This window comes from Sphingomonas immobilis (assembly GCF_030580995.1).
Lineage (GTDB): Bacteria > Pseudomonadota > Alphaproteobacteria > Sphingomonadales > Sphingomonadaceae > Sphingomonas > Sphingomonas immobilis.
Genome location: NZ_JAUQSZ010000007.1, coordinates 60,763 through 86,416, shown reverse-complemented (window position 1 = coordinate 86,416; position 25,654 = coordinate 60,763). Strand labels below are relative to the sequence as shown.

27 protein-coding genes and 1 tRNA gene are annotated in these 25,654 nt (G+C 66.9%); 15 read left to right on the top strand and 13 right to left on the bottom strand.

Going from position 1 to position 25,654, the window contains the following annotated elements:
- Positions 1–79 precede the first annotated feature (79 nt).
- Positions 80–634, top strand: a complete 555-nt coding sequence (gene dcd, locus Q5H94_RS11425) for a dCTP deaminase (RefSeq protein ID WP_304561401.1) — start codon at positions 80–82, stop codon at positions 632–634.
- A 103-nt stretch (positions 635–737) separates the two neighbouring features.
- Entirely contained in the window at positions 738–1,115 is a 378-nt protein-coding gene (locus Q5H94_RS11420; RefSeq protein WP_304561400.1) for a VOC family protein, read from the top strand.
- A gap of 259 nt (positions 1,116–1,374) precedes the next feature.
- Here Q5H94_RS11420 and Q5H94_RS11415 read toward each other — a convergent pair whose 3' ends face one another.
- The 4 genes from Q5H94_RS11415 to Q5H94_RS11400 form a co-directional block, all read right to left on the bottom strand.
- Positions 1,375–1,803, bottom strand: coding sequence for an ExbD/TolR family protein (locus Q5H94_RS11415; RefSeq protein WP_304561399.1), 429 nt, complete (start codon positions 1,801–1,803; stop codon positions 1,375–1,377).
- Positions 1,804–1,840: 37 nt separating this feature from the next.
- On the bottom strand, positions 1,841–2,323 hold the full coding sequence (locus Q5H94_RS11410; protein ID WP_304561398.1) for an ExbD/TolR family protein: 483 nt from the start codon (positions 2,321–2,323) through the stop codon (positions 1,841–1,843).
- Between the two features lie 91 nt (positions 2,324–2,414).
- On the bottom strand, positions 2,415–3,206 hold the full coding sequence (locus Q5H94_RS11405) for a MotA/TolQ/ExbB proton channel family protein (RefSeq protein WP_304561397.1): 792 nt from the start codon (positions 3,204–3,206) through the stop codon (positions 2,415–2,417).
- A gap of 66 nt (positions 3,207–3,272) precedes the next feature.
- Entirely contained in the window at positions 3,273–3,926 is a 654-nt protein-coding gene (locus Q5H94_RS11400; RefSeq protein WP_304561396.1) for an energy transducer TonB, read from the bottom strand.
- A 361-nt stretch (positions 3,927–4,287) separates the two neighbouring features.
- Between Q5H94_RS11400 and Q5H94_RS11395 the strand changes: the two genes are divergently transcribed.
- Complete coding sequence (locus Q5H94_RS11395; protein ID WP_304561395.1) at positions 4,288–5,019, top strand: hypothetical protein; 732 nt, start codon at positions 4,288–4,290, stop codon at positions 5,017–5,019.
- Here the strand turns inward: Q5H94_RS11395 and Q5H94_RS11390 are convergent.
- Both Q5H94_RS11390 and Q5H94_RS11385 read right to left on the bottom strand, forming a co-directional pair.
- Positions 4,968–5,348 carry a Rossmann fold domain-containing protein gene (locus Q5H94_RS11390; protein ID WP_304561394.1) on the bottom strand — a complete coding sequence of 127 codons (381 nt, stop codon included), beginning with the start codon at positions 5,346–5,348 and terminating at the stop codon, positions 4,968–4,970. The two genes, Q5H94_RS11395 and Q5H94_RS11390, sit on opposite strands and share 52 nt — an antisense overlap.
- Positions 5,345–5,716: a dihydroneopterin aldolase gene (locus Q5H94_RS11385; protein WP_304561393.1), complete on the bottom strand. Its 372-nt coding sequence runs from the start codon at positions 5,714–5,716 to the stop codon at positions 5,345–5,347. The genes Q5H94_RS11390 and Q5H94_RS11385 overlap by 4 nt, the downstream gene beginning before the upstream one ends.
- 153 nt (positions 5,717–5,869) lie before the next feature.
- Here Q5H94_RS11385 and Q5H94_RS11380 point away from each other — a divergent pair, with 153 nt between their 5' ends.
- The 4 genes from Q5H94_RS11380 (at position 5,870) to Q5H94_RS11365 (ending at position 8,908) form a co-directional block, all read left to right on the top strand.
- Entirely contained in the window at positions 5,870–6,376 is a 507-nt protein-coding gene (locus tag Q5H94_RS11380) for a GNAT family N-acetyltransferase (protein WP_304561392.1), read from the top strand.
- A gap of 188 nt (positions 6,377–6,564) precedes the next feature.
- On the top strand, positions 6,565–7,131 hold the full coding sequence (locus Q5H94_RS11375; RefSeq protein WP_304561391.1) for a DUF1285 domain-containing protein: 567 nt from the start codon (positions 6,565–6,567) through the stop codon (positions 7,129–7,131).
- Positions 7,128–7,730, top strand: coding sequence for a CoA pyrophosphatase (locus Q5H94_RS11370; RefSeq protein WP_304561390.1), 603 nt, complete (start codon positions 7,128–7,130; stop codon positions 7,728–7,730). The genes Q5H94_RS11375 and Q5H94_RS11370 overlap by 4 nt, the downstream gene beginning before the upstream one ends.
- A complete protein-coding gene (locus Q5H94_RS11365) occupies positions 7,718–8,908 on the top strand; it encodes a CCA tRNA nucleotidyltransferase (RefSeq protein ID WP_304561389.1) in 1,191 nt (396 codons plus the stop codon). Before Q5H94_RS11370 ends, Q5H94_RS11365 begins: the two co-directional genes overlap by 13 nt.
- On the opposite strand, the gene Q5H94_RS11360 is transcribed toward Q5H94_RS11365, so the two are convergent.
- Positions 8,878–10,530: a putative bifunctional diguanylate cyclase/phosphodiesterase gene (locus Q5H94_RS11360; protein WP_304561388.1), complete on the bottom strand. Its 1,653-nt coding sequence runs from the start codon at positions 10,528–10,530 to the stop codon at positions 8,878–8,880. The genes Q5H94_RS11365 and Q5H94_RS11360 overlap by 31 nt on opposite strands.
- A gap of 152 nt (positions 10,531–10,682) precedes the next feature.
- A complete protein-coding gene (parC, locus tag Q5H94_RS11355) occupies positions 10,683–12,944 on the bottom strand; it encodes a DNA topoisomerase IV subunit A (RefSeq protein WP_304561387.1) in 2,262 nt (753 codons plus the stop codon).
- 117 nt (positions 12,945–13,061) lie between these two features.
- On the opposite strand from parC, the gene Q5H94_RS11350 reads away from it, so the two are divergent.
- On the top strand, positions 13,062–14,744 hold the full coding sequence (locus Q5H94_RS11350) for a DUF885 family protein (protein WP_304561386.1): 1,683 nt from the start codon (positions 13,062–13,064) through the stop codon (positions 14,742–14,744).
- Between the two features lie 3 nt (positions 14,745–14,747).
- Here the strand turns inward: Q5H94_RS11350 and gcvA are convergent, their stop codons facing one another.
- Entirely contained in the window at positions 14,748–15,644 is an 897-nt protein-coding gene (gene gcvA / locus Q5H94_RS11345; RefSeq protein WP_304561385.1) for a transcriptional regulator GcvA, read from the bottom strand.
- Positions 15,645–15,758: 114 nt separating this feature from the next.
- Between gcvA and Q5H94_RS11340 the strand changes: the two genes are divergently transcribed.
- The 5 genes from Q5H94_RS11340 (at position 15,759) to purQ (ending at position 19,004) form a co-directional block, all read left to right on the top strand.
- Entirely contained in the window at positions 15,759–15,923 is a 165-nt protein-coding gene (locus tag Q5H94_RS11340; RefSeq protein WP_304561384.1) for a hypothetical protein, read from the top strand.
- 102 nt (positions 15,924–16,025) lie between these two features.
- Positions 16,026–16,964 carry a hypothetical protein gene (locus Q5H94_RS11335; protein WP_304561383.1) on the top strand — a complete coding sequence of 313 codons (939 nt, stop codon included), beginning with the start codon at positions 16,026–16,028 and terminating at the stop codon, positions 16,962–16,964.
- A gap of 126 nt (positions 16,965–17,090) precedes the next feature.
- Positions 17,091–17,870 (top strand): phosphoribosylaminoimidazolesuccinocarboxamide synthase, encoded by a 780-nt coding sequence (purC, locus tag Q5H94_RS11330; RefSeq protein ID WP_304561382.1) that lies wholly within the window; start codon positions 17,091–17,093, stop codon positions 17,868–17,870.
- A gap of 238 nt (positions 17,871–18,108) precedes the next feature.
- A complete protein-coding gene (gene purS / locus Q5H94_RS11325) occupies positions 18,109–18,339 on the top strand; it encodes a phosphoribosylformylglycinamidine synthase subunit PurS (protein ID WP_304561381.1) in 231 nt (76 codons plus the stop codon).
- Positions 18,336–19,004, top strand: coding sequence for a phosphoribosylformylglycinamidine synthase subunit PurQ (purQ, locus tag Q5H94_RS11320; RefSeq protein WP_304561380.1), 669 nt, complete (start codon positions 18,336–18,338; stop codon positions 19,002–19,004). Before purS ends, purQ begins: the two co-directional genes overlap by 4 nt.
- Before the next feature lie 151 nt (positions 19,005–19,155).
- Here the strand turns inward: purQ and Q5H94_RS11315 are convergent, their stop codons facing one another.
- Positions 19,156–19,887, bottom strand: a complete 732-nt coding sequence (locus Q5H94_RS11315; RefSeq protein ID WP_304561379.1) for a queuosine precursor transporter — start codon at positions 19,885–19,887, stop codon at positions 19,156–19,158.
- Between the two features lie 80 nt (positions 19,888–19,967).
- Between Q5H94_RS11315 and Q5H94_RS11310 the strand changes: the two genes are divergently transcribed.
- A tRNA-Arg gene (locus tag Q5H94_RS11310) sits at positions 19,968–20,044 on the top strand.
- A 54-nt stretch (positions 20,045–20,098) separates the two neighbouring features.
- Positions 20,099–21,418, top strand: coding sequence for an amino acid permease (locus Q5H94_RS11305; RefSeq protein ID WP_304561378.1), 1,320 nt, complete (start codon positions 20,099–20,101; stop codon positions 21,416–21,418).
- On the opposite strand, the gene Q5H94_RS11300 is transcribed toward Q5H94_RS11305, so the two are convergent.
- From Q5H94_RS11300 to Q5H94_RS11290, 3 genes are read right to left on the bottom strand one after another with little or no spacing between them, the layout of a single operon-like run.
- Positions 21,398–23,005, bottom strand: a complete 1,608-nt coding sequence (locus Q5H94_RS11300) for a phytoene desaturase family protein (RefSeq protein ID WP_304561377.1) — start codon at positions 23,003–23,005, stop codon at positions 21,398–21,400. The two genes, Q5H94_RS11305 and Q5H94_RS11300, sit on opposite strands and share 21 nt — an antisense overlap.
- The gene (locus Q5H94_RS11295) at positions 23,002–24,189 is read right to left on the bottom strand and encodes an aromatic ring-hydroxylating oxygenase subunit alpha (RefSeq protein ID WP_304561376.1); all 1,188 of its coding nucleotides are present in this window, start codon (positions 24,187–24,189) and stop codon (positions 23,002–23,004) included. Before Q5H94_RS11295 ends, Q5H94_RS11300 begins: the two co-directional genes overlap by 4 nt.
- Positions 24,189–25,550: a M20/M25/M40 family metallo-hydrolase gene (locus Q5H94_RS11290; RefSeq protein ID WP_304561375.1), complete on the bottom strand. Its 1,362-nt coding sequence runs from the start codon at positions 25,548–25,550 to the stop codon at positions 24,189–24,191. The genes Q5H94_RS11295 and Q5H94_RS11290 overlap by 1 nt, the downstream gene beginning before the upstream one ends.
- Between the last annotated feature and the right edge of the window lie 104 nt (positions 25,551–25,654).

Genomic DNA, 25,654 nt, shown 5'->3' with positions numbered 1-25,654 from the left:
CCCCGCGCGACCGCCGTCTCGCTACCCCTTGCCCCCCTCCCCGTTTCCGGCAAAAGCTGCACCCCAAGGGAGCGCAACAATGTCCGTCATGTCAGACCGCTGGATCCGCGAGCAGGCGCTTGGGGCCGGCATGATCGAGCCGTTCGTCGATGGGCAGAAGCGCGACGGCTGCATCTCCTACGGCCTGTCCTCCTACGGCTATGACGCGCGCGTTTCGGACGAGTTCAAGATCTTCACCAACATCGACAGCGTGACGGTCGACCCGAAGGATTTCGCCGCCAACAGCTTCGTAGATCGCAAGACCGACGTCTGCGTGATCCCACCCAACAGTTTCGCATTGGCGCGGACGGTGGAATATTTCCGCGTTCCCCGCGACGTGCTGGTCATCTGCCTCGGCAAATCGACCTACGCGCGCTGCGGGATCATCGTGAACGTGACCCCGCTGGAGCCCGGCTGGGAGGGGCATGTGACTTTGGAGTTCTCCAATACCACGCCCCTGCCGGCCAAGATCTACGCCAACGAAGGTGCCTGCCAGTTCCTGTTCCTGCAGGGCAACGAACCGTGCGAGACGAGCTACGCCGACCGCGCGGGCAAATATATGGGTCAGCGCGGGGTGACGTTGCCGCGCCTTTAGGGCGCGTCGAGACAGCGTCGCCGCGTAACCACGGCCGACGTCCGTACGCTACAGTCGCAAACGGCTGCCCGGAACACTTTCGCGCGTCGAGAGATTCTGCGGCATGTTGCATCACGTCTCGCTCGGCACCACCGACCTCGCTCGCGCCCGCGCCTTTTACGACCCGGTCATGGCGGAATTGGGCCTGCGCCGAACCCTGGATGTCGACAACGCCGTGGGATACGGCGCGGGCATCACCGTGTTCAGCCTCAATCTGCCGGCAGACGGCGAGCAGGCGACTGCCGGAAACGGCACGCATATCGCCTTCGAGGTGGAGCGCCGCGCCGCCGTCGACCGCTTCTTCGCGATGGCCCTTGCTAACGGCGCGGAGGGCGATGGCGCGCCCGGCCTGCGGCCCGAATATGACGCCAATTACTACGCGGCCTTCGTACGCGATCCCGATGGCAACAAGATCGAAGCGCTCACCTTCGCCGCGAGTTGAGGCGCTGCCTACGGGACGCGAGGCACGTGGCGACGGCTAGACAAGACCGGCCGGACGCGGCCGCGTGCTCTGCCCTCACGGAAAAGGGCGGCCCCGAAGGACCGCCCTGTCTGTTTTCCGCTTCCCGCGCTCGGACCCTACGTCGCCGCCGGCAAAGCCGTCGGCCGGGTTCGGGGCTGCGCGCCGACCCGCCGGCCGGTCGGGGCGATGCTTGGCTACGCCTCGCATCGGCGCGCGGCTCGCGCGCCCTCACCCCGATTTAGAAGTCGTTCCGGTACTGTTCGTTGCCGATGAAGCCGAGCTTCGAGATGCCCGAGCGCTTGATCACGGCGAGGACGGTATCGACCTTTTCGTAGCGCGCCGCGGGATCGGGCTGGAAGTGCAGCTCCGGTTCCGGGTTCATCGTCTTGGTCGTCTCCAGATACTGCTGGAGCGTCACCAGATCGACCGGCGAGCCGTTCCACTGCACCACACCGGCGGGATCGATCACGACCTTGTTCTTCACAGGATCGATGATCGGCTGGCGCTGGCTGGGATCGTTGATCGGCAGATCGACCTTCACCGCGTGCGTCTGCGGCGGAATGGTGATGATGAACATGATCAGGAGCACCAACATGACGTCGATCAACGGCGTCGTGTTGATATCCATCATGGGGTCGCCTTCTTTGCCACCCGAGCTCATTGCCATGTAGAAATACTCCTAAATTCCGAGAACGGGGTCGGGCTCAATCGGGCACCACGTTGGGCGCCGGCTGCGAAATGAAGCCGACCTTCGCGAAACCTGCCATCTGCATCGTGTAGACCGCGCCACCGATGCACTTGTACGGCACGTTCACGTCGCCGCGGATATGCGCCTCGGGAAGATCCTCAGGCGTCAGATTGGCGGGTCCGCCGAGCCGCTTGATCTCCGCCTTCAGCTTGTCGACCGCGCGCTGGAGCAGTTCCTCGTGCGTCACCCGCGTGAGGTTCCAGTAGACGGCGCAGTTGCCGCCCTCGTCCTCGACGATCGAAAGGCTGACGTTCTCCGGCTTGGTCGTGGTCGGATCGTACTTCACCTCGGGAAGCTTCAGCTTCACGTTCTGAACCACCACCGGAACCGTGATCAGGAAGATGATCAGCAGAACCAGCATGACGTCCACGAGCGGCGTCGTGTTGATGTCCGACATCGGCGTTTCGCTGTCGGTGGGGGCGCCTGTGCTCACGGCCATGAAAGGCTATCCTATTCCTTGTCGTTCGAACTGCGGGCCGATGCTCGCAGCGAGGGCGGGAGCCGCCGCATGACGGCTCCCGTTATTGACTTCAGGCCTTGGTCTGAACGCCACCGGCCTGGCCGGCCGTGGTCGTGGCAGGCTTGGGAGCCGGGGCACCCGGAGCAACCTTGGCCTTCGCGCCGGCAGGCTTCACGGCGCCGTCCGACGCGATGTAGCCGAGCACGTCGTTCGAGAACGCGCTGAGGTTCTCGGCGATCGCCTTGTTGCGGCGCTGCAGGAAGTTGAAGGCGAGCACGGCCGGAACCGCGACGACGAGACCGAAGGCGGTCATGATGAGCGCCTCACCGACCGGGCCTGCGACCTTGTCGATCGATGCCTGACCGGCCTGGCCGATCGAGATCAGCGCGCGGTAGATACCAAGCACCGTACCGAACAGACCGATGAACGGCGCGGTCGCGCCGACCGTCGCGAGGAAGGCGAGACCGCCACCCAGCTGCGAGTTGATCACCGCTTCCGAGCGAGCGAGCGAGCCGTGGACCCAATCATGCGCTTCGACCGGATCGGTCAGCTTCGAATGCTGCTCCTGAGCGAGCAGGCCGTCGTCGACGATCTGCTTGTAGGCCGAGTTCTTCTCGAGCTTGGCAGCGCCTTCGCGCAGGCTCGGCGACGACCAGAAGGTCGTGCGGACGCGCTTGCCCTGGTTGATCACCTTCTGCTGCTCGAACAGCTTGGTGAACAGGATGTAGAGCGAGAAGAACAGCATGATGACGAGGATCGCCGCGGTGACCGCGGTGACCGGGCCGCCCTGCTGCAGGGCGTTCATGAGGCCGAAGTTGTTCTCTGCCGGGGGTGCGCCGGCGGCGAGGATGGTAGTGAACATGCGGTAGCTTCCCTCTTCAATAAAAATCCCGGGCGCGTCCGTCAGGCGCGCGCCCAGGGCGGACAATCATTCAGGCAGAACCCAGCGGACTGGCAGCGTGTAGGTGGTCGAAATCGGCGAGCCGTTATCGTCCTGAGCGGGCGAGAACTTCACGCGGCGCTTCGCGATGCTGCAGGTGGTCGAATCGAGATCGGCGTTGCCGCTCGACGAGGTGACCACGCAATCGACGACACGCCCATCCGTGCCGACCGTCAGCTTTGCGACGACGCGGCCTTGTGCTTCCGCACGCAGAGCGGACGCCGGGTAAGCATCAGGACCGAAGAACTGCGCCGGATTACCCTTGAGGCCGGCTGCCTTGGACACGCGCGGCGGAGCCGGCGGCGGCGGCGGGGCCGCGATCGGGATCATCGGCGCGGCCGGCGGAGGCGTCTGCACCGTCTGGATCATAGGCGGCGGCGACTGGACCTGCACGATCGGCGGCGGCGACACCACGGGCGGCGGCTGCACCTGCGGCTGGTCTGGCGGCGGGGGTGGCGGTTTGTCCGGCGGCGGGGGTGGTGGCTCCGCCACGTCGAACGTGTTGAGCTTCTCAGCCGCCTTCTTGACGTATTTGTAGGCGAGGCCGGTTACGAATGCGTAACCGAATGCCGCTACCATGATCGACACGATGACTATCGTGACGACGCGGCTGCCGGTTGTATCGCGATCAGCGTAAGCCATTCAGAAACGAAACTCCTATATCCCGGCACGGTGGGTGTGGCCGAACCGCAAAGCCGCTCGTGACCGTCCTGTCGTGGGCTAGTGTATCCTAAACAGGCGCATGAACCCTATCGCGGCAAAAACGGTGACGCAAACGCTTTGTCCCCGAAACCCTTCCTATCGCGGCCGCATGGCAGAATTATTTCTGTATCGAATCCATGTGATCGCGTAGGCAGGGCGAATGCGAAACACCCCGAAATTGACATTTCTTTACGCAGTTGCAGCACTTTACGCGCCGTTTTGCGCTGCGGCGCAGCAGCTTCCGGCACCTGTCGAAGCAGCCCCGCCTGCTCCTACTTATTCCGAATTTGCGGACCTCGTGGTGGCTGCGCCGGTGCTGATCGATGCGACGATTCGCTCCACTGCGAAGGTAAAGCCGCCCGAATCCGGTCCGGGCGAGCCGCCGCGCTCAGGCGGCGTTCAGCCGGGCTACGCCCGATTGTATGTCGAGGCCGAGGTTTCGGCGCTGATTCGCAGCCCCGATCCGCTGCCGCCGCTGGTCGGATACGTCGTCGATATCCCGCTCGATCGCGCCGGCCGCCTGCCGAAGCTCAAGCGGCTGCGCGTGCTCCTCTTTGCGCGGACGACGCGAACGCCGGGGCAGATCCAGCTCGTGCGCACGGACGCCCAGCGTTACTGGAACCCGGAGGCCGACGCCCTGACGCGGCGGATCGCGACCGAACTGGTCGCGCCCGGCGCGGCACCGGCCATTACCGGCGTCGCCACCGCCTTCCACACGCCCGGCGCGCTGCCCGGCGAGGGAGAGACCCAGATCTTCCTAACCACCGAGGGCGATAGCCGCATCTCGCTCAACATCACGCGCAAACAGGGCCAGCCGCCGCGCTGGTCCCCCGCGGTCGGCGATGTGGTGGACGACGCCGCCGCGCCGCCCGCGCACGATACGTTACTGTGGTATCGCCTTGCCTGCGGGCTGCCTGCCGCCCTGCCGGAGACGAGCACGGCGGGGATCACCCCCGAGGAGGCCGAACTGGCGCGGGCGGATTATCGCTTCGTGCTCGAATCGCTGGGGTCTTGCGGACGACCGCCTGCATAAGGTGACGGCGCGGGCGGTGCGACGGCGAGGACTTGTCCCGTCGTCGATGCTGCATTTGCGAGGAATTGCACCGCGGCGATCACGTCGCTCGGATCGCTGCCGCCCGCGATCTCGACCGCCCCAATCCGGGTAGCAGGCGCGCGCTCGGCGGCGAGCGGAGCGATCGCCGCGCGCAGCATCGCGCGCGCCAACGGCGAAACTTCGGGCAGGATCACCAGAACGGCGGGATCGGGGGCGTTCCGCAACCGCGCGATCACGGCCTCGACCGCATCGTCCGGCCCCGCGATCGTCGCGACGCCCGCCAATGCCCGGTCGAGGGCCTCCCTCACCGGCGGTTGCGAACCAGCGTCATGCCGATCGATTCGCCGCCTTCGGCGATGGCAAGCTTGATGATCTTCACCTGCACGCGCTGCACCCGCTTGTCCTGCAGGAACAAAGTCTCGGCGATATGATCCGCCACCGCCTCGATCAGCGTGAAGTGCTGGCCGGGCGGCAGCGCGCTCGTCGCGGCATGCTTCAGGTCGAGATAATTCTTCGACGCGCGCAGCGGCGCGTCGGGCGCGAAATGATCGGGGCAATCCAGATCGACCGTCAGCGAAATCCGCAGCGGCTGCGGCAGATGGGTTTCCTCGGAATAGATGCCGGTCAGCACCTGGACTTCGAGATCGTGTACTTCAAGGCTCAGGCGGTCGTCCAACAAAGCGTCCTTACGGGTTCACATATGCGGGCGGCCCATAGCAGAAGCCGCGTCCAGGGGAAGCACCGCCCGCGCGCATTCGGCTTGCGTTCAAGCGGCGTGGCGCTAAATCGCGCGGCCCGGCGGTCGTCGCCGGCGCGAGGACCAACGCCCGTGATCGAGATCGTGCCCATTGCCGCAGTCTCCGCCGACGCCGTCGAGCAGCTGCTCGACCGCGCCTTCGGGCCCGACCGGCACACGCGCACCGCCTGCAGGATCCGGCAGGGCACGCAGGCCATCCCGGCGCTCAGCTTCGCGAGCGTCGAGGACGGCGCGCTGATCGGCACGATCCAGTGCTGGCCGGTCCGCCTCGCGCGCGATGCGGGCGGCAGCGCGCCGCTGGTGATGGTCGGTCCGGTCGCGGTCGAGCCGTCGCGCCAGCGCGGCGGCATCGGCCAGGCGCTGACCGCGCACGCGATTCGCGTCGCCGACGAGACCGGCGCGGACCCGCTGATGCTGATCGGCGACCCGGAATATTACGGCCGTTTCTTCGGCTTCGACGATTCGGCGACAGGCGCGTGGCGCGTGCCCGGCCCGGTCGAGCGCCGCCGCCTGCTCGCACGCGGCCCCGCCCCGGCCGACGCGGGGATGCTGGAACCGCGCGTCGTCGCGACCGCTTGAAGTGATTGCCTCGGGGTGTCGCGCCCAGCCGCGCGACCTGGAGACCTTTCCAACGTCGTTATGAGATGAGCGCGCTCCCCGCGCGTTTTCTCTCTGCGTTCTCTGCGCCCCCTGCGCGAACGAAACTCCGCGCCTTCGCGTGAACCCCTTCTCTTTACGTCAGCGCGCCCCTGTCCTACCGCCTCCTCATGCCGATGGACCCGATGCCCGATCTCTCCGCGCTGTCGCTCGCCGAAATCGCGCGCCTCGCCGAAGAGCAGAAACTGCCGCCGATCGAACGCTGGAATCCCACGCATTGCGGCGACAGCGAGATGCGCATCGCGCGCGACGGCACCTGGTATCACCAGGGCTCGCCGATCGGGCGCGAAGCGATGGTGCGGCTGTTCTCGACGATTCTCCGGCGCGAGCCCGATGGCGGCTATGTTCTCGTCACCCCCGTCGAGAAGCTCGACATCGCGGTCGAGGATGCCCCCTTCGTGGCGGTCGAGATGAAGTCCGAGGGCGTGGGCGAGGCCCGCAGCCTCGCCTTCCGCCTCAACACCGGCGACCTCGTCACCGCCGGCCCCGAACATCCCCTGCGCTTCGAAAACGGCGAGGACGGCCCCCGCCCCTATCTGCTCGTGCGCGGCGGGATGGAGGCCCTGGTCGCGCGCAGCGTCTATTACGACATCGCCAACATCGCGATCGAGGACGGCGCGGAGCCCGCCGGCGTGTGGAGCAACGCGGCCTTCTTCGCGCTGGAGCCCGCTGAATGAGCCTGGTCGAGCGGTTGCGCCGCGCGCTTGAGACGGGGCATGCGACCGACACCGTCCTGCTGACCGGCGACCATATCGACGGTGACCTCGTGTTCGACGGCGATTTCCGGCAGGCGGGCGTGCTCGTCCCCGTCACCGACCGTGCCGACCCCGGCGTGATCCTGACGCGCCGCAACGATACGATGCGCAACCATGCCGGTCAGGTCGCCTTCCCCGGCGGCCGCATGGATCCGGGCGATGCCGATGTCGTGGCTGCTGCCCTGCGCGAGGCGGAGGAAGAGATCGCTCTCCCTCGCAGCGCCGTCACCGTGGTCGGCGCGGCGGACGAATACCGCACGATATCGGGCTACCGCGTCACGCCGGTGATCGGCGTGGTCCCGCCCGATCTCACCTTCACGCCCAATGCCGGCGAAGTCGCCGATGTGTTCGAAGTGCCGCTCGGCTTCCTGCTCGATTCGGGCAATCACCTCGAAAGCGTGATCGAGTGGCAGGGCCACAACCGCCACCTCTACGAAATCCTCTGGGGCAATCAGCGCATCTGGGGCGCGACCGCGGCGATGATCGTCAACCTCTCGCGACGGCTGCGATGGAGCGGCTGAAGCTACCCGAGCGGGTGGGCATGGCCGGGCTCTACGCTGCGCTGGATGCGGACGCTGGCCATGTCCGCCTCGTCGGCGGTGCGGTGCGCGATACGGTGCTGGGCATCCCCGTCGCGGACATCGATCTCGCGACCGATCTGGCGCCAGAGGATGTGCTGAAACGCCTGCGCGCGGCGGGCATCAAGGCGGTGCCGACCGGCCTCGCCCACGGTACGATCACCGCCGTCCTGCCCGAAGGCCCGATCGAGGTGACGACCTTGCGCCGTGATGTCGCCACCGACGGCCGCCACGCGACGGTCGCCTTCACCGGCGACTGGCGCGAGGATGCGGCGCGGCGCGATTTCACGATCAACGCGCTCTACGCCGATCCGCTGACGGGCGAGATGTTCGATTATTTCGGCGGACGCGACGATCTTGCCGCGCGGCGCGTGCGCTTCATCGGCGATCCGCTGCAACGCATCGCCGAGGATTATTTGCGCATCCTCCGTTTCTTCCGCTTTCACGCCCGCTTCGGGGCGGTGGTGGATGCCGAGGGCCTCGCAGCCTGCGCCGCGCGCGCCAACGATCTGATGGCACTGTCGCGCGAACGCATCGCGGCGGAACTGCTCAAGCTGGTGGTCGCGCCCGGCGCGGTGCCGACACTGGCACTGATGATCGACCAGGGCATCTTCCTTCCGGTCCTCCCCGAGATCGCCGACGCCGCGCGCATCGCGACGCTCGCCGAGCGCGAAGCCGAAGCAAGCATCGCCCCCGCCCCGATCCGCCGCCTCGCCGCCTTGCTACCGCCCGATCCGGCAATCGCGGACGATGTCGGCGCACGGCTGAAGCTCTCGAAGAACGACCGACGCCGTCTCGTCAGCGCGGCGACGCCGGCGAGTGCCGAACCGTCGCAAACACTGGCCTACGCGCTCGGCACCGATCTCGCGATCGACCGGCTGCTGCTGTCGGATCGCCCGGTCGCCGACGCGGAAGCCATCGTCGGCTGGCAAGCCCCGCGCCTGCCGCTCGGTGGCGGCGCGTTGGTCGAACGCGGAGTGAAGAAAGGCCCCGAAGTGGCGAAGCTGCTGCGCGAGATCGAAAGCGCCTGGGTCGCCGAAGGCTTCCCCGCCGAACCGCGCGTCACTCAACTCGCCGACGCGGCGGTCGATCAGTGGCGGCGGTTTTCCAGCAACGCATAAGCCGCGTCGAACTCCAGCGGCCGGGCATAGGCGAAGCCCTGCCCATAGGTGCAACCCAGCGCCGTCAGCGTCTGCGCCAACTCGTTGGTCTCGATGCCCTCCGCCGTCGTCTCCATACCCAGCGCCTGCGCGAGGCTGAGGATCGCGCGCACGATCGCGACCTTGTCGCGGTCGGCCAGCATCCCGGTCACGAAGCTGCGGTCGATCTTCAGCACGTCGATCGGCAGCTTCTGGAGATAGGCGAGGTTCGAATAGCCGGTGCCGAAATCGTCCATCGCGATGTTCGTGCCGAGCCCCTTCAGCGCGTGCATGATGCCCGCGATCCGGTCCGGGTCGGTGACGAGCGCGCTTTCCGTAAGCTCCAGCGTGAAGCGCGATCCCGGCAGATTGTGCTTCGTCAGCGCCGCTTGCAGCAGCGGCGCGATGCTGTCGCGCTGGAGCTGGATCGCCGAGAGGTTGACCGCGATCTTCACGCCGCACTCGCCGCCGTACTGCTCGTCCCACACCGCCATCGTACGGACGGCCTCCTCGATCGCCCAGCGGCCGAGCGGCACGATCAGCCCCGATTCCTCGGCGACCGGGATGAACGCACCCGGCTGATGCTCCGTCCCGTTCTCGTCGCGCCAGCGCGCCAGCGCCTCGAACGACACGAGCTTGCCCGAAGCGAGATCGTAGATCGGCTGATAGGTCAGGCGAAGCTGGCCGCGATCGATCGCGCGGCGCAAAGCGGTCTCCATGCCGAACTGCTCGCGCGCCAGATCGAACGCCTGCGGCTGATACGCCTCGGCCCGGCCGCTCGCCTTGGAGCGTTTCACCGCGAACTGCGCGTGGCGGATCAGCTCCTCGGGATCGTCGACGTCGACTGCACCAAAGGCGATACCGATCGAGGACGCCACGCGAATCTCGTAGTCCGAAAGCCGGAACGGCGTCGACAGCGCGGTCTGGATACGCTTGGTGACGTGCGCCACGTCGTCGCGGCCGTCTTCCACCGTCAGGAAGATCGCGAATTCGTCGCCGCCGATCCGCGCGAGAATGTCGTGTGATCGCAGCACGCCCTTCAACCGCCGCGCCACCGTCATCAGCAATTCGTCGCCCGACATCGACCCCAGGCACGCATTGACGCGGCTGAACCGGTTGAGATCGAGCATCATCACCGCATAGCGGAACCCGTCCGGCGCCGATTCGAGCAACTGCTCCAGCCGGTCGCTGAAGCCCGCGCGATTGGGCAGCCCGGTCAGGCTGTCGGTCATCATCTCGCGGCGGAGGTTGTTTTCGGTGCGCAGCTCGGCGGTATTGTCGACGAGCGTGACGATGCAACGCCCCTCCTCGTTCTTCGCGAGCCGCGACAGCGTGACCTGATAATAGCGGCAATCGACCGACAGCCCGAGCTGGAGCGGAAATTCCTCGCTCATCCGCTCGCTGATCACGAAATCGTGGATGCGCGTGTCGATCAGGTCGAGCAATGGCTGACGGTCCGGGCCGGCGTTGAGACCCGCCGCATCGAAGGCGGGGTTGGTCGCATCGAGCACGATCTTGCCGTGCTTCGATCGCACCACCAACGCGGGTATGGGCAGCAGCGCGATCAGCCGTGCGGCGATCTCCGTCGCCTGCGCACGCCCCACCAGCCGCTCGACAAAGCCGAGAGGGTTCAAAGCGGATGACGCGACAGGCTTACCGAATGGCATCTCCCATCCGCGCTAAGCCAAAGTCGTTAAAGCCTGCTGAACCTTGAGCGAGATCAGGAACACTGCGTAGGCGGAAAAATTGTGCCGCTTTAGAAACGATTATCGCGGGGGAAGCCGTTGGGTGGCATCCGCCCCGCCGCGCCGCGCGCCGCGCGCCACGGCGCAAGATCGGCCTCGGTGCGGGTCCGTCCCGAATCGCCGCCCATCGCCCAGCTCAGGCCGCTGGCGAATACGAAGGTGATCGCGTCGGCAAGCCCGCCATCCCGGTAGCGTTGCAACTGCACGCCCTGCCCCCGGCCCATCTCCGGCAGTTCGGAAAGCGGGAATACCAGCATCCGCCGGTTCTCACCGATCACCGCGACGAAATCCGCCGCCGGATCGACCGCATGGATGATGCGCAGCTTCGCACCGGGTTTGGGATTGACGATCGTCTTGCCCTTGCGCGTCTCGGCGATCACGTCGGCGGTCGGCACGATGAAGCCGCGCCCGTCGCTGGCCGCGACCAGCAACTTCGCGGCGATGCTGGCGCGCGTCAGTGCGACGATCTCGACCGATCCGTCGAGGTCGATCATCAGCCGCACCGGCTCGCCAAAGCCGCGCCCGCCGGGCAATTTGTCCGCCGGAAGCGTAAAGAACCGACCGTTTTCCGCCGCGATCAGGATTTTGTCGGTGGTCTGCGCCGTCAGGCTGAACAGCGGGCCGTCGCCTTCCTTGAACTTGACGGCGGCCAGCCCGGCCTCGTCGAGATGCCCCTTCATCGCGCGCACCCATCCACGCTGCGACAGGATCACGGTGACGGGCTCGCGCTCGATCATCGCCTCCAGCGGAATGTCGCGCGCGGGCGCCGCTTCCTCGATCGTGGTGCGCCGCTTGCCGAGCGCAGTCTCCGGGCCGTAACGCGCCTGCAGATCGCCGAAGACCTTCTTCAGCCGCGTCCGCTGCCGCGCGTCGCTGCCGAGCAACGCCTCCAACCCGGCACGCTCCTTGTCGAGCCCGTCGCGCTCCCGGCGGATCTCCATCTCTTCCAGCTTGCGCAGCCGCCGCAGCCGCATGTCGAGGATCGCCTCGGCCTGGCGGTCGGTCAGCCCGAATTCGGCGATCATCACCGGCTTGGGCTCATCCTCGGTGCGGATGATCTCGATCACGCGGTCGAGATTGGGATATGCGATCAGATAGCCGTCGAGCAGTTCGATCCGGTCGGCGATCTTGTTCAGGCGATGCTCGCTCTTGCGGCGCAGGATGACGAACTGATGTTCGACCCAGGCCAGCAACGTCTCGCGCAAGCTCATCACGCGCGGCGTGCGCGTCTTGTCCAACACGTTGAGATTGAGGCTGAAACGCGATTCGAGATCGCTCATCTTGAAGAGCGATTCCATCAGCATCACCGGATCGACGGTGCGGCTGCGCGGCTCGATGACGACGCGGATCTCGCTGTCCGATTCGTCGCGGATATCGGCGAGGATCGGCAACTTCTTCTCGTTGATGATCGCTGCGATCTGCTCGATCAGCTTCCCCTTCTGCACGCCATAGGGAATCTGCGTGACGATCACCTGCCAGCCGCCGCCCTTCTCGCGTTCCACCTCCCACCGCGCCCGCACGCGGAAGCCGCCGCGCCCGGTGCGATAGGTCTCGGCCAGCGCCGCAGGATTGTCGACGACGAGCCCGCCGGTCGGGAAATCGGGCCCCGTCACCAGTGCATGCACCGCCGCGTCGTCCGCCTCGGGCTGATCGACCAGCAGGATCGCCGCGTCGTAGAGTTCGGCGACATTGTGCGGCGGGATGCTCGTCGCCATGCCGACCGCGATGCCCGCCGCGCCGTTCGCCAGCAGGTTCGGGAAGGCGCCGGGGAACAGCTCGGGCTCATGGTCCTCGCCGTTGTAGGTCGGGCGGTAATCGACCGCATCCTCGTCGAGCCCGTCCATCAGGTCGATCGCGACCTGCGTCAGCTTCGCCTCGGTATAGCGATAGGCGGCGGCGTTATCGCCGTCGATATTGCCGAAATTGCCCTGCCCGTCGACCAGCGGGTAGCGCATGGCGAAATCCTGCGCGAGCCGCACCATCGCGTCATAGACCGACTGGTCGCCGTGCGGATGATATTTGCCGATCACGTCGCCGACGACGCGCGCGCTCTTCTTGTAACCCTGCGCCGGATCGAGCCGCAGCAGCCGCATCGCCCACAGCAGGCGGCGATGCACGGGTTTCAGCCCGTCGCGCACATCGGGCAGCGACCGCGCCGTGATCGTGGAAAGGGCGTAGACGAGATACCGGTCGCTCAGCGCACTGTCGAACGGCGCATCGAGAATGCCGATCGGGGGTTCTGCGGGCGGAAGGTCGTCAGTCGTCGAGGCCATCCGAGGGAGTTAGAGCGCTTTCGGCGCGGGGGGAAGTGGAGCCGTGCTCCCGACTCGCCCGTCCCTTCACGAGAGAGGGGAGAAGCTGTTACGCTCGCAGCTTAAAGGGGACATATCATGATCCGTTCGACCAAATTCGCGCTGCTCGCATCGGCGCTCGCTCTTGCCGCGCCGTCCGCTCCGATCCTCGCTCGCCCGGCGGTGGCGGTCAGCGCCTCCACCCACGCCGATCTCGTCACCCTCTTCACCGACTGGCGGCGCTTCGTGCAGCCGCAGGTGAAGGACGGCCTCCCAGACTACAGCGCCGCCGCGATGGCGAAGCAGGCCGCCGCGCTTCCAGCCTACAAGGCCCGCCTCGCCGCGATCGACACCAAGGGCTGGAGCCCAGCCGACGTCAACGACCACCGCCTCGTCACGGCGGAGATGAACGGCCTCGACTTCTTCCAGCGCGTCCTCAAGCCCTGGGCGCGCGACCCGAGCTTCTACGCCACGATCTTCCAGGACATGAGCGACGTCCCCGCGCACGAAGGCCCCAGCGCGCAGCCCAATATCGACCTCTTCGCCTACACATGGCCGCTCAGCCGCGCCGACGACGCCAAGCTCGCCAGCCAGATCGGCGCGATCCCCGCCCTGCTCGAACAGGCCAGGACCAACCTCGCCCCCAGCCAGGCGCACGATCTCTGGGCTTACGGCGACCGCGCCTTCCGCGAGCAGAGCGACGCCCTCGCCGCGCTCGACGCCGGCCACCTCGTGATGAACGATCTCGGCGGCAAGCGCACCGCCGACATGAAAGGCGCCAGCCCGAAGCTCCACGCCGCCATCCGCGCCGCGAAGGCCGCGACCGACGCCTTCGCCGACTGGGTCAAGGCCGAGGCCCCGAAGCGCACCGGCCCCTCGGGCGTCGGCAAGGACAATTACAACTGGTATCTCCAGCACGTCACGCTCAACCCCTATAGCTGGGACGATCAGGTGCTGCTGCTCCAGCGCGAGCTCGACCGTTCGCTCGCCTCGCTGCGGCTGGAGGAAACGCGCAACCGCGCGCTCCCGCCGATCGCCGAGATCGGCGACCCGGCGAAGTTCCGCGCGATGGCGCTGGCGAAAACCGCCAAGTTCAACGATTTCGTCGTCGCCACCGGCCTCGCCTCCGACAAGCCCTATTTCCGCGAGGCGATGATCGGACAGACGCAGGATTATACGCCGCCCGCCGATCGCAACTTCTTCCTGCACGTCACCGCGCTCGATCCGCTGCCGCTGCTCAGCCACGCCTCGCACTGGATCGAGCTCGCACGGCTGAAGCACGAGCCGCATCCGAGCGCGATCCGCGACACGCCGCCGCTGTTCAACATCTACGCCGACCGCTCCGAAGGCTTCGCCACCGCCTTCGAGGAGATCGTGATGCAGGCCGGCCTCTACGACGACATCCCGCACGGCCGCGAGCTGGTGTGGATCATGCTCGCCAACCGCGCCGCGCGCGGGCTCGCGTCGCTGCGCGTGCAGGCCAACGAGATCGATCTCGCGCAGGCAGGCCAGTTCCACGCGCGCTGGACGCCGCGCCACTTCTCCGATCCGGCGAGCAAGCTGGTCGGCTTCGAACAGCTCCTCTACCTGCGCCAGCCCGGCTACGGCCCGAGCTACATCGTCGGCAAGCTCCAGCTCGACCATCTGCTCGCCCGCGCCGGCCACGAGGACGATGTCGCGAACCGCCCCTTCGCGCTGAAACAGGCCTGGTCGCGCATCATCGCGGCGGGCATCGTGCCGCCGGCGCTGATCGAAGCGGAGACGTTCCCGCCCGCGGACTAAGGGCTACAGCGGCGAAGGCCGGTCGCGCGCCAGTTCCGCCAGCAACCATTCGCGGAAGCGCTTCACCTTGGTCACGCTCCGCCGTGCGCTCGGGTAGACCAGCCAGTAGGACGGGCCCCACATCGATACCTGCTCGAACGGCCGCACCAGCTTCCCGTCGGCGAGGTCGTTGCGCCAGAAGAAGGGCGTCAGCATCGCCACGCCCTGCCCCGCCATCGCCGCGTGCCCTTCGTTGGCCTGCGAATCGAGCCGCACGCCACCCTGCGATCGCTCCTCGGGCACGTCGACGCCAGCCTCGCGCAGCCAGATCGACCAGCAATCCTCCTGCGGGCTGATGCGCGGCAGCCGCATCAGGTCGCGCGGCGTCAGCGGGCCGTGGCGTTCGAGAAAGCCGGGGCTGCACATCGGCGTATAGTCGATCGCGATCAGCCGGATCTCGTCGAGATCGGGCCACCCGCCGGAGCCGATGCGGATGCCGACGTCGACATCGTCGGTCACGAAATCGGCGAGCTTGTCGCTGGTCAGCAGCCGCACCGCCATTTCGGGATGCGCGACCTGGAAAGACCCCAGCCGCCACGCCAGCCAGGTGTTGGCGAAAGTGTTCGAGGTCGAGATCGTCAGCACCGCGCCGTCGTCCGCGCGCAGCCCTGCGAAGGTCGCTTCCAGCGTGTCGAACGCGCCCGATATCTGCGGCGCGGCGCGCTTGCCCGCCTCGGTCAGCAGCACGCGCTTCTTCTCGCGCCGGAACAACGGCACGCCGAGCCGCTCCTCGAGCAACTTGATCTGATAGCTGACCGCCGCCTGCGTCATGCCGAGCTCGCCCGCCGCGACCGTGAAATTCTCATGCCGAGCAGCGGCTTCGAACACCCGAACGGCGGAGAGAGGCGGGATGCGGCGCATGGCCGATTGATAAGTCCAGCTTGTCGATCCTGTCCAACGCTTTGTTGGTCCTGCGCAACGGATTTCGCCATATCCATGCCATCGGCGCTGGTGCCGATCATCAGGAGCACGTCGATGCACGACGATTTCGAAAGCGCGGCCTGGGCCGCCAACCACAGCCGCTTCAGCGGATCGATCCATAAGCTGGTCGCCGATATCATGGCCGGCTTCACGCGCCTCAACGCGATCCAGTTCGACGCGCCGTGGCGCCGCGAGACCAAGTCGAACACATGCCGTTGATCCGGCCCAAGACGCATCTCGACTACGAAAAAGCACGATTCATCGTATTTACAGAGCGATGAAATAGGATATCATTCTCCCGATAATAACGGGAGAGTCGAGATGCGTTTCAGGATCGCGCCAGGTTTCGCGCTCGTTGGATTGCTCGTCGTCGGGGCCTGTAGCCCCAAGCCGGACGACAGCCGCCAGACCGAGAAGATCAACACCTACGACGTCGCCGAATCGCGCGCACCGCCCCCGGCCGATGCGGTCTCCCCCTCCGCGATGGTCGCCGGAGCCCCCGGCATCTCCGTCACCGCCGCCCCCGGCGTCGCCTTCAACTACCATTACAGCTTCCGCCAGCCGCCCGCGAAGATCGCCGCCGCGCAGGAGGCCCATGCGCAAGCCTGCGAGAAGCTCGGCATCGCGCGCTGCCGCATCACCGGCATGCGCTACAGCCTCGTCGGTGAGGACCGCGTCGAGGCGATGCTCGCCTTCAAGCTCGACCCGACGATCGCCCGCAACTTCGGCAAGGAAGGCATCGCCGCCATCGAAAAGGCGGAAGGCATGCTGATCGACGCCGAGATCACCGGCACCGACGCCGGCGCGCAGATCACCCGCGGCGAACAGACCAGGGCCTCGCTCGCCGACCAGATCGCCAGCCTCAAGGCCGAACTCGCCAAACCCGGCCTCAAATCCGCCGAGCGCGCCGATCTCTCCGCCCGCCTCACCGAGCTCCAGCGCCAGGCCGCCGCCACCAAGGCCAATGTCGAGGACGCCAAGGACAGCCTCGCCACCACGCCGATGGTGTTCGACTATCATTCCGGCACGGTCATCCGCGGCTTCGACGGCCGCTCGCCCTTCGCCAATGCGCTCGATACCGCGATCAATTCCGCGCAGACCACGCTTGCGGTGGTGCTGCAACTGATCGCCGTGCTGGCCGCGCCGGTGCTGCTGCTCGTGCTGCTCCTGCTGCTCTGGCTCTACGCGATCCGCCCGCTCATCCCGCGCAAGACCGGGGCGCTGCCGGATGTCGCGCCGCCCACCCCGCCGGCGGTCTGATGAGGCGGACGGGCGCTGCCGCTTTCGTTGCAGCGCCCGTCCGCATCCGCTATAGGCACGCCTTCCACGCCCCGGCCCGCGCGACCCGCGACGCCGGGGCCGCTCATTTTGTAGGAACATGCCAGCATGGCACGCCGCCGCCAGATCTACGAAGGCAAGGCCAAGATCCTCTACGAGGGTCCGGAACCGGGCACGCTCATCCAGTATTTCAAGGACGACGCGACCGCCTTCAACGCCCAGAAGAAGGGCACGATCAATGGCAAGGGCGTGCTCAACAACCGGATTTCGGAGCATGTCTTTACGCTGCTCGGCCATATCGGCATCCCCACGCACTTCATCCGCCGTCTCAACATGCGCGAGCAACTCATTCGCCAGGTTGAGATCGTGCCTGTCGAGGTCGTCGTCCGCAACGTCGTCGCCGGCAGCCTCGCGAAGCGGCTCGGCATCGAGGAGGGCACGCAGCTCCCCCGCACGATCATCGAATATTATTACAAGGACGATGCGCTCGGCGATCCGATGATCACCGACGAGCATATCGCCGCCTTCGGCTGGGCCAGCCAGGAGGAGATGCACGACATCGCCGACCTCGCGATTCGCGTGAACGATTTCCTCTGCGGCCTGTTCGCCGGCATCGGCATCCGCCTCGTCGACTTCAAGCTCGAGTTCGGCCGCATCTGGGATAACGACTACGCCCGCATCATCCTCGCGGACGAGATCAGCCCGGACGGCTGCCGCTTGTGGGACATGACCACCGGCGAAAAGCTCGACAAGGACCGCTTCCGGCGGGACTTGGGCGGCGAAGTCGAGGCCTATCAGGAGGTTGCGCGCCGTCTCGGCCTGCTGCCCGAAGGCGCCGACAGCGCCGTGCTCGACCTGGAACAGCACCGGAAGAATCTGGGGAAGTAAGGCGTTGGGGCGACGCCGTCGCCCCACCCCCGCCGTCACCCCGGACTTGTTCCGGGGTCCACTAAGCCGCTTGCTCGAACCTTTGAGCCTCTGGCCGCGACGCCTGCCGCCCGTTGGACCCCGGAACAAGTCCGGGGTGACGAAACGAGTTGCCCCTCACGAAGCAAGACGCACCCTTGCCCCGACTCGCCCTCCTCGCCATAGCGAGCGCAACCACTCACCACCGGACACTCGCCTCATGAAGCTGCGCATCTTCGTCACGCTGAAACCCGGCGTCCTCGATCCGCAGGGCAAGGCGATCCACAAGGCGCTCGGCGGCCTCGGGTTCGAAGGCGTCAACGATGTCCGCGCCGGCAAGCTGATCGAGATGGACGTGGCCGACGCCACCGACGACGCCGCGATCGACGATATGTGCAAGAAACTACTCGCCAACACCGTCATCGAGAATTTCCGGGTCGAGCGCGTATGAAAACCGCCGTCATCGTCTTTCCGGGCTCCAACTGCGACCGCGACATCGCCGTCGCGCTCGAGGCGGTGACGGGCGTGAAGCCCGCGATGGTCTGGCACGGCGAGAGCGAACTGCCCGCCGGCATCGGCCTCGTGGCACTCCCCGGCGGCTTCTCCTACGGCGATTATCTGCGCTCCGGTGCGGTCGCGGCGCGCTCGGCGATCATGCGCGCGGTGGTCGCCGCCGCCGACAAGGGCCTGCCCGTCCTCGGCATCTGCAACGGCTTTCAGGTGCTGACCGAGGCGGGCCTGCTCCCCGGCGCGCTGATGCGCAACGAAGGGCTCGACTTCGTCTGCCGCGAGGTGAAGCTGACCGTCGACAATGCGCAGAGCGCCTTCACCAGCCGCTATGCCGCGGGCGAGGAGATCGTCATCCCCGTCGCCCACCACGACGGCAATTACTTCGCCGACCAGGACACGCTCGACCGCATCGAAGGCGAAGGCCGCGTCGCCTTCCGCTATGCCGGGCAGGTCAACGGCTCGGCGCGCGACATCGCCGGCGTCCTCAACGCGGGCGGCAACGTCCTCGGCATGATGCCCCACCCCGAACGCCGCATCGAAGCCGCCCACGGCGGCGACGACGGCCGGCGGCTGTTCGAGGGGCTGCTGGAGACGGTGGGGGCGTAAACCGCTGTCCTACACGGCGCGAATCTGCGATCTAGGCGGCCGCTCTTTGACACTGCTGCGCCACCCGATTGGATCAAAAATGGAAACGATCGCGCCTGACATTTTCGATTCAGGTGTCAATCTGTCAAGCGAGCTATCACTCTAACCGCGCTCAAACCCGCGTGTGGAACGGCGAGAAGTTGGTGCCCTCGTCATACACGTCGATGCCCTCGCGCTTCTTGAGGAAGCCGACCACCGCATAGGTGACGGGCGTCAGGATCACCTCCCAGCTCACCTTCAGCACGAACTGGCTGAGCATCACCATCAGCAGCGCCTGCACCGGCCAGTCGGGCAGGCCGTAAAAGGCCAGCGGATAGAAGATCAGGCTGTCCGCCCCCTCGCCGATGATCGTCGAGCCGATCGTGCGCGTCCACAGCGCCTTCCCCTGCGTCCAGATCTTCATCTTCGCCAGCACGAAGGCGTTGAGGAAATCGCCGACCCAGAACGCCGCCAGGCTCGCGCCGACGATCCGCCAGCCGCTGCCGAACACGCGCTCGTACGCCGCCTGCCCGTTCCATCCTTCGGCGACGGGCAGGTGAACGACGACCCACTCCATCCCGGCCATGAAGATCAGCGCCGCGAACGCCGCCCACGTCACCCGCCGCGCCCGCGCATAGCCATAGACCTCGGTCAGCACGTCATCGAGCACATAGGAGATCGGGAAGAACAGGATGCCCGCCCCGAACGGCCACAGCCCGATCCACGGCAGATCGATGACCGAGCGCTTCTCCGCGCCGACGATGTTCGACAGCAGCAGGATCACCACAAAGGCGACCATCACATAGTCGTAATAACGGAACTGCCGCCCCTGCAGCTCGCCCGCCGTCACCCTGTTCAGCGCCATCGTTCCGCCCCCGAAATGCTAGGCCGACGACATATCGCCGTTTCGCAGCCGCGCAAACCGCGCTAACCGGAACCCAGCGCGCGCCCGTAGTTCAACTGGATAGAGCACGAGCCTTCTAAGCTTGGAGTTGCAGGTTCGAATCCTGCCGGGCGCGCCAATCGCTTGCCAAGCCACCGCACATCGTATCGACTGCCCGGTGAAGGGGAAGGCGATGGACGAGACCACGAGCGGACCGGGCCGCGTCATCGGCTTCTGGGCGTGCCTGGCGCTGGTGGTCGGCAATCTCATCGGCTCGGGCATCTATCTCCTCCCCGCCAATCTCGCGCCGCTGGGGTGGAACGGCGCGATCGGCTGGGTCGTCACGATCGGCGGCGCATTGTGCATCGCGCACGTCTTCGCCCGGCTCTGCGCGCATCTGCCGGCGGCGGGCGGTCCCTATGCCTATACGCGCGCCGCGTTCGGTCATCTGGCGGCGTTCTTCGTCGCCTGGGCCTATTGGATCTTCGTGTGGCTGGGCAATGCCGCTATCGCCGTCGCGGTGGTGAGCGCGCTCAGCGTGTTCGCGCCCGCCGTCGCGGCGGTGCCGGGATTGCCCGCCGTGCTGGCGGTCGCGCTCGTCTGGGCGGTGACGCTCGTCAACATCGCGGGCATCGGCGCGGCGAGCCGCGTGCAGATGGCGACGACCCTGCTCAAGCTGCTGCCGCTGTTCGCGGTGATCGGGATTTCGGCCGTCGTCCTGCTGACGCACGGTGCCGACATCGCCGCCAACGTCGCCCCCGTCCCGCTCGCCGCCGGTGCGATATCGGGTGCGGTGGCGCTCAGCTTCTGGGGGTTCGTCGGTCTCGAATCGGCGACCGTCCCCGCCGCCAAGATCCGCGACCCGCGCCGCACCATCCCGCGCGCGACGATGATCGGCGTGGTGCTCACCGGCGTGGTCTATATCCTCGTCTCGACCGCGATCACCGTGCTGATGCCGCACGCGCAGGCCGCCGCCTCGCCCGCCCCGATCGCGGCCTTCATCGCGACCTATTGGGGCGCGGCGGCGGGCAACCTCGTCGCGCTGTTCGCCGCGATCAGCGCCGCCGGCGCGCTCAACGGCTACGTCATGGTGCAGGGCGAAGTCGCGCAGGCGATGGCGGTTGGCGGCGTATTCCCGCGCTGGATGGCACCCACAAATGCCGCCGGATCGCCGGCCCGCGCGCACATCGTGTCGAGCATATTGCTGACGATCGTCACGCTGATGAACTTCAGTCGCTCGCTGTCGAACCTGTTCGAGTTCATGGCGCTGGTGTCGATCGCGACCGGGCTGATGGCCTATCTCGCCTGCGCCGCCGCCGCGCTGAAGCTGATCCCGCACGAGCGTGCCTTGTGGTTCACCGCCCCGCTCGCCGCCGCCTTCGCGCTATGGGCGATCTACGGCTGCGGACTGGTGACGCTGGCGTGGGGGCTGGTGCTGATCGCGCTGGGCGTGCCGGTCTATTTGTGGGTGCTGCTGGTCGAGAAGCCGCGCCTAGCCAAACAACCGGCGTAGCAAACTCCGGTCCCGCAATATCTCATGCGCCGCGTTATGCCCCGGCGCACCCGTCACGCCGCCGCCGGGATGCGTACCCGATCCGCACATATACAGCCCCGCGATCGGGCTGCGGTAGTCGCCATGCCCCAGCGTCGGCCGCGCCGCCCAGAGCTGGTCGAGCCCCATCGTGCCGTGGAAGATGTCGCCGCCGATCAGCCCGAACTTGCGCTCCAGATCGAGCGGCGAATGGATTTGCCGCGCGAGGATCGACGCTTTGAAATTGGGCGCGTGATCGTTGACCGTCTCGACGATCAGGTCCGCCACCGCTTCGCGGTGCGCATCCCAATCGGCCTTGGGGTCGAACTGCTGGCAGAACAGGCTGGCGATATGCTGCCCCGGCGGCGCGAGGCTGTCGTCGACCGTCGTCGGCAGCTTCATCTCGACGATCGGCTTCTTCGACCAGCCGAACTGCTGCGCGTCGATGAAGGCCTGGTCCATATAGTCCATGCCCGGCGCGATGATGATGCCGGCGGTGTGATGCTCGGCCTTGTCCTTGCCGCGCAGCACGGTGAAATCGGGCAGCTCGCTCAGCGCGACGTTCATGCGGAAGGTGCCGGAGCCGGTCTTGAACCCGTCCATCCGCCGCTTGAAATCGGCCGGCAGGTCGGCCGCATCGACCATCCGGCGATAGAGCAACGCCGGCCCGACATTGGCGGCGACCACGGTCGCGGCGATCTCCTCGCCCGATACCAGCCGAACGCCCGCCGCCCTAGTCCGTTCTGGGCCACCGTCCGTAAGCACCGTCTCGACCGGCGCTTCGAGGCTGATCTCCACCCCCGCCTCGACGCACGCCGCCGCCATCGCTTGGGTGATCGCGCCCATGCCGCCGACCGAATGGCCCCACGCGCCGTATTTGCCGTTCACTTCGCCGAAGACGTGGTGGAGCAGGACATAGGCGCTGCCCGGCGTCGAGACGCCCGCGTAATTCCCCACCACCGCGTCGAAGGCGAAGGCCGATTTGACGTGATCATCCTCGAACCAGCGATCGAGGAAATCGCGCGCCGATTTGGTGAACACGTCGAGCAGATCGCGCTGCGCCTCGATCCCCAGCTTCGCCAGCGGCCAGCCCTGCCCCGCCCCGGAGATCAGCGCGCGCAGCCCCCCACCCACGTTCGGCGGCGTCTTGAGAGCAAGATCGCGCAGCACCTGCGCCACTTTCTCCAGCGCGGCGTCATAGGCCGGATAGGCGTCGGCATCCTTCTGCGAGAAGCGCGCGAATTCCGCCTGCGTCCGCGCCGTGCCGCCGCCGAGCTTCAGATAGGTGTCGGGAAACGGGAAGAAGTTCGAGATCGTCCGCTCGATGATCCGAAAGCCGCGATCGTGCAGCTTCATGTCGGCGATCACCTTGGGCCGCAGCAGGCTGACGGTGTAGCTCGCGGTCGAATTGCGGAAGCCGGGCGCGAATTCCTCGGTCACGCACGCGCCGCCGACCACATCGCGCCGCTCCAGCACGCGCACCTTCAACCCGGCGCGCGCGAGATAGAAGGCGCAGACGAGCCCGTTGTGGCCACCACCGATGATGAGTGCGTCGTATTTCCGCGTCATTCGTGCCCCCGCACCCGCCTGCTCCACCCCGCTGCCGGCGCGCGCGGCAAGCGTGCCTCCGGGATCCGCGCGCGGATCTTCGCCGCGAAGCTGCGCAGGCACACCTCGCTCGCGCCGATCGGCCCGGCGGTGAAGCTGGCCGATTGCATCCCCTGCTGCACGCGCTCGATCAGCCAGGTGTCCTCGGCGTTGACCACGCGGTTGATCCGCCAGTTGGCATAGCGCACCAGCTTCATCTCGCGGCCGTCGTCCGGCAGGGCGAACGCCATCTCGCGCAACACGCATGTCGTCGCGCTCATCGGCAGCCACTGCATGAAATCGACCTGATCGGGGTAGATGTCGAACGCCATGTTCGGCCACAGCTTGTAATAGAGCCACAGCCGCTGCGCCTCCTCCGGCAGATGCGGCGCGCGCGGCAGGTGCGTCTGGTAGAAGCGCTCCCACGGATTCCGCGACGGCCGCTCGACCAGCCGTCCGCTCATCTTGTCGACCCACGGCTGCGCCGCGATCGCATAGCTGTCGCCGAACAGCCGCGTCAGCCCGTCATGCGCAACGGGAATGTGGAGGTTGTCCGAATAATTGTCGCCGACATTCTTCCAGTTCACCGCCCGCGCCCGTTCCCGCACCGGGCTGATCGTGCGCAGATCCTCGAAGCGATAGGGCGCGATCTCGTCCGCATACGGCGCCATCATCGCCGCCACCGAAGGCCCGCCATCATCCTCCAGCCGCACGAAGACGAAGCCGCACCAGATCTCGATATCGACCGGCTTCAGCCCCTGCGCCGCCATGTCGAGCGCCGGATAATCACGCCGCGACGGCACGCCCGACAACCGCCCGTCGAGCTCGTAGACCCAGGCATGATAGGGGCAGACCAGCTTCCTAGCGCAGCCCTCCGGCCCCTCGACGATCCGCATCGCACGGTGGCGGCAGACATTGGCAAAGGCGCGCAACGCGCCGTCCTCGCCGCGCACCACGACAACGCTCTCGCCGAGATAGTCGAGCGTCCGGTACGCGCCCGCCCCCGCCAGGTCGCTCTCATGGCAGACGATCTGCCACGATGGCCGCAGCACGCGCGCAATCTCGACGTCGAGAAACTCCGGGTCGTGATAGATCCACCCCGGCAGGCCCCAGTCGGCATCGGGATCCAGTTCCACCTCCGGCGCAGGATCGGCGCGCGCCGCCATCACTTCGACAGGTCGGTGAACAGCGAGAGATAATAAGTGATCGCCGGCGCGATGTTGGCGATCGGCGTGCGCTCGTTGAGGCCGTGGCTGAACTCGTCCGATGCCTTGATGAAAATCGGGCTCGCGCCGTAGCTGTCGGCACCGGCGTGGCGAAACCACATGCTGTCGCTCGCGCCCGACGCCTGGCTCGGGAAGATCGGCACGCCGGGATAGACCTTGCCCAGCGCCTTCGTCACCGCGCCGACGAAATCGGGGCGCATCGGCGAGGCACCGGCCGGCACCGACCCCTCGGTCACGTCCTTGAAGGTGACGGCGGGGTCGGCCGCCACGCGCTGCAACTCGGCCATGATCGCGGCGGGCTTGTGGCCCGGATAGATGCGGCAGTTGATGTTGGCGGTCGCGCGCTGCGGCAGCGCGTTTTCGGCATGGCCGCCGTTGATGAGCGTCGTCACGCAGGTCGTGCCGATCTTGCCGACCTGCGACGGGTCCGCCGCCAGCGTCTCGATCGCCGCCGGATCGGCGGGGTTCGCCGCGAAGGCGCGCATGGCGGCGGCGATATCGGGATTCTCGTACTTCGCCGCCTGGACGAAATAGGTCTTCATCAGGTCGTTGAGTTCGGGCTTGAACCGATAGTCGCCGATCTTCACCAGCGCCGCCGACAACTGGTTGATCGCGTTGAGCTTGCGCGGGGCCGAGGAATGGCCGCCCGGATTGGTGACGGTCAACTGGAAGTCGGCATAGGTCTTTTCGGCCCCCTGCCAGGTGAAATAGAGCGGCTTGCCCGTCTCGGCGAGCGCCCCGCCGCCACCGTCGATATTCAGAACGATATCGGCGTTCTTCAGCTTCTGCGCGATGGCTTCGCTGGTTTTCATCACCGTTTCCTCATCACCCGAAAAGGCGATGACGATGTCGCGGCGCGGCCTGTAGCCCTGTCGCTTCAGCTCGATCAGCGAGGCGATCGCGATCGTCCCGTCGAGCTTCATGTCGGTCGCGCCGCGCCCGAACAGATAGCCGTTCTCGACCACCGGCGTGAACGGATCGCGCTGCCAGTCGGCGGGCTTGGCCTCGACGACATCCATGTGCCCGGAAATGACGAGCGGCTTGGCGGCGCCGTCGCTGCCCGGCCAGCGCGCAATGAGATAGGCGGTGTCGTCGACCGGCGTGATCGTCACGTCCTCGGCCTTGAAGCCGCCCGCGACGAGCTGCGCCTTCAGATACGCCAGCAATTGCGGGGTCTGGTTGCCGGGCCCGCGCACTGAGCGGAACGCGATCGCCTTCTTCGCCATGTCGAGCGCTTGGGCCTCGGCCGCGGGATGCGCGGCCTCCTTCGCGCAGGCCGGCGCGGCCCATGCCAGGGCCATCAGGGAAACCAGAGCAAACCCACCGATTTTCGTCACGCACACACTCCGATTGCCTATCGGGCCTCACGCTATTGGCTGGCGGGCGCGCGTCAATGCGCAAACTG